Genomic DNA, 7,427 nt, shown 5'->3' with positions numbered 1-7,427 from the left:
TGGCTACGTAGCTCAGTTGGTTAGAGCACATCACTCATAATGATGGGGTCACAGGTTCGAATCCCGTCGTAGCCACCAAATTATGAATGTGCCGAATAAGTTCGGCAAATTCAAAAACCAATTTGTTGGGGTATCGCCAAGCGGTAAGGCACCGGATTCTGATTCCGGCATTCCGAGGTTCGAATCCTCGTACCCCAGCCACATTAAAAAAGCTCGCTTCGGCGAGCTTTTTGTTTTTCTGCGTATATTCAATGTCGAATGCGATGTTGGCACGCCTTACCCTACGAAGTCGGATGCGACGCTGGCGCGTCTTATCCGACCTACGGTTGGCATGCATCCGGCATGTTGTGAGGCTACAACCCTAACGCATATTTCAGCGCCTGACGTTTCAACACGCCAGCACGCTCTGCCGCCATTAACCCGAGATTACGCATAAAACGCAGTGGTGGCAGATTATTGCTGAATCCGGCATAAAACAAATCCATACCGCTTTGCATAATGAAGTTATCTGCCATGCGCCGCATCTGGTAACGCTTGAGGACAGGGTAACTGGCCCAGTCCTCACCATAGCTACGGGCATTCACCAGAACATCAATCAGGGCATCGACATCGCGATAGCCAAGATTCACCCCCTGCCCCGCCAGCGGATGTATAGTGTGCGCCGCATCACCTACCAGCGCCAGCCCTGGTTGCACATACTGCAAAGCATGGCGGCGCGTCAGCGGAAACGCACCTGCGGCAAGCGGCGTCACGTACCCAAGACGCGACGGGAAATGCTTCGCAATTTCGTCCTGTAGCTGCGCCATATTCATATTCTGCAACTGGCGAATACGCGCCGGAGAGTCATACCACACCAGCGATGCCCGGTTATCAAACAGCGGCAAAAACGCACGTGGACCGTCCGGGGTAAACTGCTGCCATGTGCTGTCGCCGGGATCGTTTTCACACTGTACGCTAATCAACATACACGACTGCGCATACTGCCAGGCATGAACGCCAATTCCCGCCATTTGCCGCACCTGCGAATTTGCCCCGTCAGCACCAATTACCAGCTTCGCGCGGATCACTTCGCCCCCCTTCAGTTCCAGCTCCTGAAGACCATTCTGGCAACGCAGCGCAATCAGCGAACCTGGCACACGTAACGTTACTTTCGGGTGCGCTTCCAGCGCCTGCCACAGCGCCTGTTGCAGGACAGTATTTTCCACCATATAGCCAAGCAACGGTAACTTAAGTTCAGCGGCGTCAAATACCACATGCGCCGTTTCCCACTCCCAGGTTTCCAGTCTGCGGTAAGGATGGCAACGCATAGCCTGTACTACATCCCAGACGCCTAAACCTTTAAGCAATGATACCGAAGCCGCGCTGATCGCCGAGATCCGCACGTCCGGCTGGCTGTCAGCGACAAACGGCGCAGGTTGGGCATGTTCGATAACCGTTACCGTAAATCCGTGCTGTGCCAGTCCCAGCGCCAGTGCGCTGCCGACCATTCCTCCGCCGACAATGGCAATTTCCGTTGGTTGATTTGTCATGGTCAATCATCCTGTTAGCAATATGCTTTAAGTTTACAGGATTTTTACCCCCAAGGGCTGATAACGCTCATACTGGTCACAACGGCAGCAAAGCATTACACTATGCGCCCTGCATTCCTGGCTACTATTTCGCAAGAGCAAGTCGATGACCAAAAAACTCCATATTAAAACCTGGGGCTGTCAGATGAACGAGTACGATTCATCGAAGATGGCCGATCTGCTGGATGCCACCCACGGCTATCAACTGACCGACGTGGCAGAAGAAGCGGATGTGCTGCTGCTGAACACCTGCTCAATCCGCGAGAAGGCTCAGGAAAAAGTCTTCCATCAGTTAGGTCGCTGGAAACTGTTAAAAGAGAAGAATCCAGACCTGATTATCGGCGTCGGCGGCTGCGTGGCATCGCAGGAAGGCGAGCACATACGTCAACGCGCCCATTATGTCGATATTATTTTTGGGCCGCAAACGCTGCACCGCCTGCCGGAGATGATTAACTCCGTGCGCGGTAACCGAAGCCCGGTGGTGGATATCAGCTTCCCGGAAATCGAGAAGTTCGACCGCCTGCCGGAACCGCGTGCCGAAGGGCCGACCGCGTTTGTCTCCATCATGGAAGGCTGCAATAAATATTGCACCTACTGCGTGGTGCCTTACACTCGTGGTGAAGAGGTCAGCCGTCCGTCCGACGATATTCTGTTTGAGATTGCCCAGCTCGCCGCGCAGGGCGTGCGTGAAGTCAACCTGCTCGGTCAGAACGTGAACGCCTGGCGTGGTGAGAACTACGACGGCACCACCGGATCGTTTGCCGATCTGCTGCGTCTGGTTGCTGCGATCGACGGGATCGATCGTATTCGCTTTACCACCAGCCATCCGATCGAATTCACCGACGATATCATCGAAGTGTACCGCGATACGCCGGAACTGGTGAGTTTCCTGCATCTGCCGGTACAGAGCGGTTCCGATCGCATTCTGAACCTGATGGGCCGTACCCACACGGCGCTGGAGTACAAAGCGATCATCCGTAAACTGCGTGCCGCGCGTCCGGATATTCAGATCAGTTCTGACTTCATCGTTGGCTTCCCTGGCGAAACCACCGAAGACTTCGAGAAAACGATGAAGCTGATTGCCGACGTCAATTTCGACATGAGCTACAGCTTTATCTTCTCCGCGCGTCCGGGTACGCCAGCCGCCGATATGGTTGATGATGTTCCGGAAGAAGAGAAAAAGCAGCGTCTGTATATTCTGCAAGAACGCATTAATCAGCAAGCGATGGCATGGAGCCGCCGGATGCTCGGCACCACCCAGCGTATTCTGGTAGAAGGGACTTCGCGTAAGAGCATCATGGAACTTTCCGGTCGTACTGAAAATAACCGCGTGGTTAACTTCGAAGGCACGCCGGATATGATCGGTAAATTCGTCGATGTGGAAATTACCGACGTTTACCCGAACTCTTTGCGCGGTAAAGTGGTGCGTACTGAAGATGAAATGGGTCTGCGCGTGGCAGAAACCCCGGAATCAGTTATTGCCCGTACTCGCAAAGAAAACGACCTTGGCGTAGGTTATTATCAGCCGTAATTCTCAGGCCCACCGTTTCGGTAAGTTTTGAGACTGACGACAAACGCCAAATTGCCTGATGCGCTACGCTTATCAGGCCTACATGATTCCTGCAATATATTGAATTTGTAGGCTGGACAATGCGTGCTTCGTCAATAATCACTGGCCCACCGTTCCGGTGGGCCTTGTTTTTTCTCTCTTTATCCCCATCTTTATCGCAATGCTTGCGCCTTTTTCCTGTGGCGTGAATAATTTCCTTACAGGCCGGTGAATGTTCAGCTTCCGGCGGCATACAGATAAGAGGAACGGTTTGAACATAGACACTCGCGAAATCACCCTGGAGCCAGCAGACAACGCGCGTCTGTTGAGCCTGTGCGGCCCGTTTGATGACAACATCAAACAGCTCGAACGCCGTCTCGGCATCGAAATCAATCGCCGCGATAACCACTTTAAATTGACTGGCCGTCCGATTTGCGTCACCGCTGCGGCAGACATTCTGCGCAGCCTGTATGTCGATACTGCCCCGATGCGTGGTCAGATTCAGGATATCGAACCGGAACAGATCCACCTTGCGATTAAAGAAGCGCGCGTGCTGGAACAAAGCGCGGAGAGCGTGCCGGAGTACGGCAAAGCAGTCAATATCAAGACCAAACGCGGCGTAATCAAGCCGCGCACGCCAAACCAGGCGCAATATATCGCTAATATTCTCGACCATGACATTACCTTCGGCGTTGGCCCGGCGGGTACGGGTAAAACCTACCTGGCGGTAGCGGCGGCAGTTGATGCGCTGGAGCGTCAGGAAATTCGTCGTATTCTGCTGACCCGTCCGGCGGTAGAAGCCGGTGAGAAGCTGGGCTTCCTGCCCGGCGATTTAAGTCAGAAAGTGGACCCATATCTACGCCCGCTGTACGACGCGCTGTTTGAAATGCTCGGCTTTGAGAAAGTCGAGAAGCTGATCGAGCGTAACGTTATTGAAGTCGCGCCGCTGGCCTATATGCGCGGTCGTACGCTGAACGATGCTTTTATTATTCTTGACGAGAGCCAGAACACCACCATCGAACAGATGAAGATGTTCCTGACCCGTATCGGTTTTAACTCAAAAGCGGTTATCACCGGCGACGTGACACAAATCGACCTGCCGCGTAATACCAAGTCTGGTTTGCGTCATGCCGTCGAAGTGCTGGCAGATGTCGAAGAGATCAGCTTTAACTTCTTCCACAGCGAAGATGTGGTTCGTCACCCGGTGGTGGCGCGTATCGTTAACGCCTATGAAGCCTGGGAAGAAGCCGAACAAAAACGTAAAGCGGCGCTGGCGGCAGAACGCAAGCGCGAAGAACAGGAACAAAAATGAGTCAGGTGATCCTCGATTTACAACTGGCATGTGAAGATAACGCCGGATTGCCGGAAGAGAGCCAGTTTCAGACATGGTTGAATGCGGTGATCCCGCAGTTTCAGGAGGAATCGGAAGTGACCATTCGCGTGGTCGATACCGCCGAAAGCCACAATCTTAATCTGACCTATCGCGGTAAGGATAAGCCGACCAACGTGCTCTCCTTCCCGTTTGAAGCACCACCGGGCATGGAAATGCCGCTGCTGGGCGATCTGGTTATCTGTCGTCAGGTCGTGGAGCAGGAAGCGCAGGAGCAAGGCAAACCGCTGGAGGCGCACTGGGCGCATATGGTGGTGCACGGCAGTCTGCATTTGTTAGGTTACGATCACATCGAAGATGATGAAGCAGAAGAGATGGAAGCCCTCGAAACAGAGATTATGCTTGCTCTGGGCTATGAGGATCCGTACATTGCCGAGAAAGAATAATTTGCCAGGTGTTTAACTGGCAGACACCCCCGCCGTTGGTGATTAACGACGGCGTTTTGATTAACTAACATGAGAACCCATACGACGCCATGAGCGACGACAATTCACACAGTAGTGACACGATAAGCAACAAGAAGGGATTTTTCTCCCTGTTACTCAGCCAACTTTTCCACGGTGAACCGAAAAACCGTGACGAACTGCTGGCGCTGATCCGTGATTCCGGGCAGAACGACCTTATCGACGAAGATACGCGCGATATGCTCGAAGGGGTGATGGACATCGCAGACCAACGCGTTCGCGACATCATGATCCCCCGCTCCCAGATGATTACCCTGAAACGCAACCAGACGTTGGACGAATGCCTTGATGTTATCATCGAGTCTGCCCACTCACGTTTCCCGGTGATTAGCGAAGACAAAGATCACATTGAAGGGATTCTGATGGCGAAAGATTTGCTGCCGTTTATGCGTAGCGATGCCGAAGCCTTCAGCATGGAAAAAGTGTTACGTCAGGCAGTTGTCGTTCCTGAAAGTAAGCGCGTAGACCGGATGCTGAAAGAGTTTCGCTCTCAGCGTTACCACATGGCGATCGTCATTGACGAATTCGGTGGGGTTTCCGGTCTGGTAACCATTGAAGATATCCTGGAACTGATTGTTGGTGAGATTGAAGACGAGTATGACGAAGAAGATGATATCGACTTCCGTCAGCTGAGTCGCCATACCTGGACCGTGCGTGCACTGGCTTCCATTGAAGATTTCAACGAAGCATTCGGCACCCACTTTAGCGATGAAGAGGTCGACACCATCGGTGGTCTGGTGATGCAGGCGTTTGGGCATCTTCCGGCGCGTGGCGAAGCCATCGACATCGACGGCTACCAGTTCAAAGTGGCGATGGCCGACAGTCGGCGTATTATTCAGGTTCATGTCAAAATCCCGGATGACTCACCCCAGCCAAAACTGGATGAATAAAACCGAAACTGGATAGATAACTACATGGCTTTTGCCTCATTAATTGAACGCCAGCGCATTCGCCTGCTGCTGGCGTTATTATTCGGTGCCTGCGGAACGCTGGCCTTCTCTCCTTATGACGTCTGGCCTGCGGCGATTATTTCGCTGATGGGGCTTCAGGCGTTGACCTTTAACCGCCGTCCACTCCAGTCTGCCGCTATTGGCTTCTGCTGGGGATTTGGTCTCTTTGGTAGCGGTATTAACTGGGTCTATGTCAGCATCGCGACTTTTGGTGGAATGCCAGGCCCGGTTAACATCTTCCTGGTGATACTGCTGGCGGCGTATCTGTCGCTGTATACCGGACTGTTTGCTGGCGTGCTGTCGCGACTGTGGCCGAAAACTACCTGGCTACGCGTGGCGATTGCCGCCCCTGCCCTCTGGCAAGTGACCGAGTTTCTGCGCGGTTGGGTACTGACAGGCTTCCCGTGGTTACAGTTCGGCTATAGCCAGATTGACGGCCCGTTAAAAGGGCTGGCACCGATAATGGGCGTGGAAGCCATTAACTTCCTGCTGATGATGGTAAGCGGCCTGCTGGCACTGGCGCTGGTGAAACGCAACTGGCGTCCATTGGGGGTGGCAATTGTGCTGTTTGCCCTCCCCTTCCCGCTACGTTACATCCAGTGGTTTACCCCACAACCAGAGAAAACCATTCAGGTTTCGATGGTGCAGGGTGATATTCCGCAATCGCTGAAGTGGGATGAAGGACAGCTTCTTAATACGCTGAAGATTTACTACAACGCGACGGCACCGCTGATGGGTAAATCGTCGCTGATCATCTGGCCGGAGTCGGCGATAACCGATCTGGAAATTAATCAGCAACCGTTCCTCAAAGAGCTGGACGGCGTGCTGCGTGAGAAAGGTAGCTCGCTGGTAACCGGGATTGTCGATGCGCGTCTCAATAAGCAGAACCGCTACGATACCTACAACACCATTATCACGCTGGGTAAAGGTGCGCCGTACAGCTACGAATCAGCCGATCGCTATAACAAAAACCATCTGGTGCCGTTTGGCGAGTTTGTCCCGCTGGAGTCGATTCTGCGTCCGTTAGCGCCGTTCTTTGATCTGCCGATGTCGTCATTCAGCCGTGGACCATATATCCAGCCACCACTGTCAGTAAACGACATTCAGCTTACTGCGGCCATTTGTTACGAGATCATTCTCGGCGAGCAGGTGCGCGATAACTTCCGTCCGGATACCAATTATCTACTGACCATCTCTAACGATGCGTGGTTTGGTAAATCTATCGGCCCGTGGCAGCATTTCCAGATGGCGCGAATGCGTGCACTGGAGCTGGCGCGCCCGTTACTGCGTAGCACCAACAACGGCATTACGGCGGTGATTGGCCCGCAGGGTGAAATTCAGGCGATGATCCCACAATTCACCCGCGAGGTGTTGACCACTAATGTGACACCGACCACCGGACTCACACCGTACGCACGTACCGGCAACTGGCCGCTGTGGGTACTGACGGCACTATTTGGTTTTGCTGCTGTACTGATGAGCCTGCGAGCACGTAAACGTTGATGT

At 53.4% G+C, this 7,427-nt stretch carries 6 protein-coding genes and 2 tRNA genes; 7 read left to right on the top strand and 1 reads right to left on the bottom strand.

The window, feature by feature from the left end; all coding sequences use genetic code 11:
- The first annotated feature begins 1 nt into the window (after nucleotide 1).
- Nucleotides 2-78: transfer RNA gene (locus A7090_RS10665), tRNA-Met, on the top strand.
- Between the two features lie 48 nt (nucleotides 79-126).
- Nucleotides 127-201, top strand: a tRNA-Gln gene (locus tag A7090_RS10660).
- 152 nt (nucleotides 202-353) lie between these two features.
- Here A7090_RS10660 and ubiF read toward each other — a convergent pair.
- Nucleotides 354-1,529: a 3-demethoxyubiquinol 3-hydroxylase gene (gene ubiF / locus A7090_RS10655; RefSeq protein WP_105274010.1), complete on the bottom strand. Its 1,176-nt coding sequence runs from the start codon at nucleotides 1,527-1,529 to the stop codon at nucleotides 354-356.
- A 145-nt stretch (nucleotides 1,530-1,674) separates the two neighbouring features.
- Between ubiF and miaB the strand changes: the two genes are divergently transcribed.
- The 5 genes from miaB (at nucleotide 1,675) to lnt (ending at nucleotide 7,424) form a co-directional block, all read left to right on the top strand.
- Nucleotides 1,675-3,099, top strand: coding sequence for a tRNA (N6-isopentenyl adenosine(37)-C2)-methylthiotransferase MiaB (gene miaB, locus A7090_RS10650; protein WP_105274009.1), 1,425 nt, complete (start codon nucleotides 1,675-1,677; stop codon nucleotides 3,097-3,099).
- A 289-nt stretch (nucleotides 3,100-3,388) separates the two neighbouring features.
- On the top strand, nucleotides 3,389-4,429 hold the full coding sequence (locus tag A7090_RS10645; RefSeq protein WP_198599580.1) for a PhoH family protein: 1,041 nt from the start codon (nucleotides 3,389-3,391) through the stop codon (nucleotides 4,427-4,429).
- A complete protein-coding gene (gene ybeY / locus A7090_RS10640; RefSeq protein WP_105274007.1) occupies nucleotides 4,426-4,893 on the top strand; it encodes an rRNA maturation RNase YbeY in 468 nt (155 codons plus the stop codon). Before A7090_RS10645 ends, ybeY begins: the two co-directional genes overlap by 4 nt.
- Before the next feature lie 89 nt (nucleotides 4,894-4,982).
- Nucleotides 4,983-5,861 (top strand): CNNM family magnesium/cobalt transport protein CorC, encoded by an 879-nt coding sequence (gene corC, locus A7090_RS10635; protein ID WP_105274006.1) that lies wholly within the window; start codon nucleotides 4,983-4,985, stop codon nucleotides 5,859-5,861.
- Nucleotides 5,862-5,885: 24 nt separating this feature from the next.
- Nucleotides 5,886-7,424, top strand: a complete 1,539-nt coding sequence (gene lnt, locus A7090_RS10630) for an apolipoprotein N-acyltransferase (protein WP_105274005.1) — start codon at nucleotides 5,886-5,888, stop codon at nucleotides 7,422-7,424.
- The last annotated feature ends 3 nt before the right edge of the window (nucleotides 7,425-7,427 follow it).

Source organism: Escherichia sp. MOD1-EC7003 (assembly GCF_002965065.1).
Classification (GTDB): Bacteria; Pseudomonadota; Gammaproteobacteria; order Enterobacterales; family Enterobacteriaceae; genus Escherichia.
The sequence above is the reverse complement of the archived record's forward strand: the minus strand, read 5'-3'. Positions and strand labels throughout refer to the sequence as shown.

What these genes read in the sequence shown, in the direction of transcription:
- corC (WP_105274006.1), top strand. Translation starts at nt 4,983, where the DNA reads ATGAGCGACGACAATTCACACAGTAGTGACACGATAAGCAACAAGAAG.
- ybeY (WP_105274007.1), top strand. Translation starts at nt 4,426, where the DNA reads ATGAGTCAGGTGATCCTCGATTTACAACTGGCATGTGAAGATAACGCC.
- miaB (WP_105274009.1), top strand. Translation starts at nt 1,675, where the DNA reads ATGACCAAAAAACTCCATATTAAAACCTGGGGCTGTCAGATGAACGAG.
- ubiF (WP_105274010.1), bottom strand. Translation starts at nt 1,529, where the DNA reads ATGACAAATCAACCAACGGAAATTGCCATTGTCGGCGGAGGAATGGTC.
- lnt (WP_105274005.1), top strand. Translation starts at nt 5,886, where the DNA reads ATGGCTTTTGCCTCATTAATTGAACGCCAGCGCATTCGCCTGCTGCTG.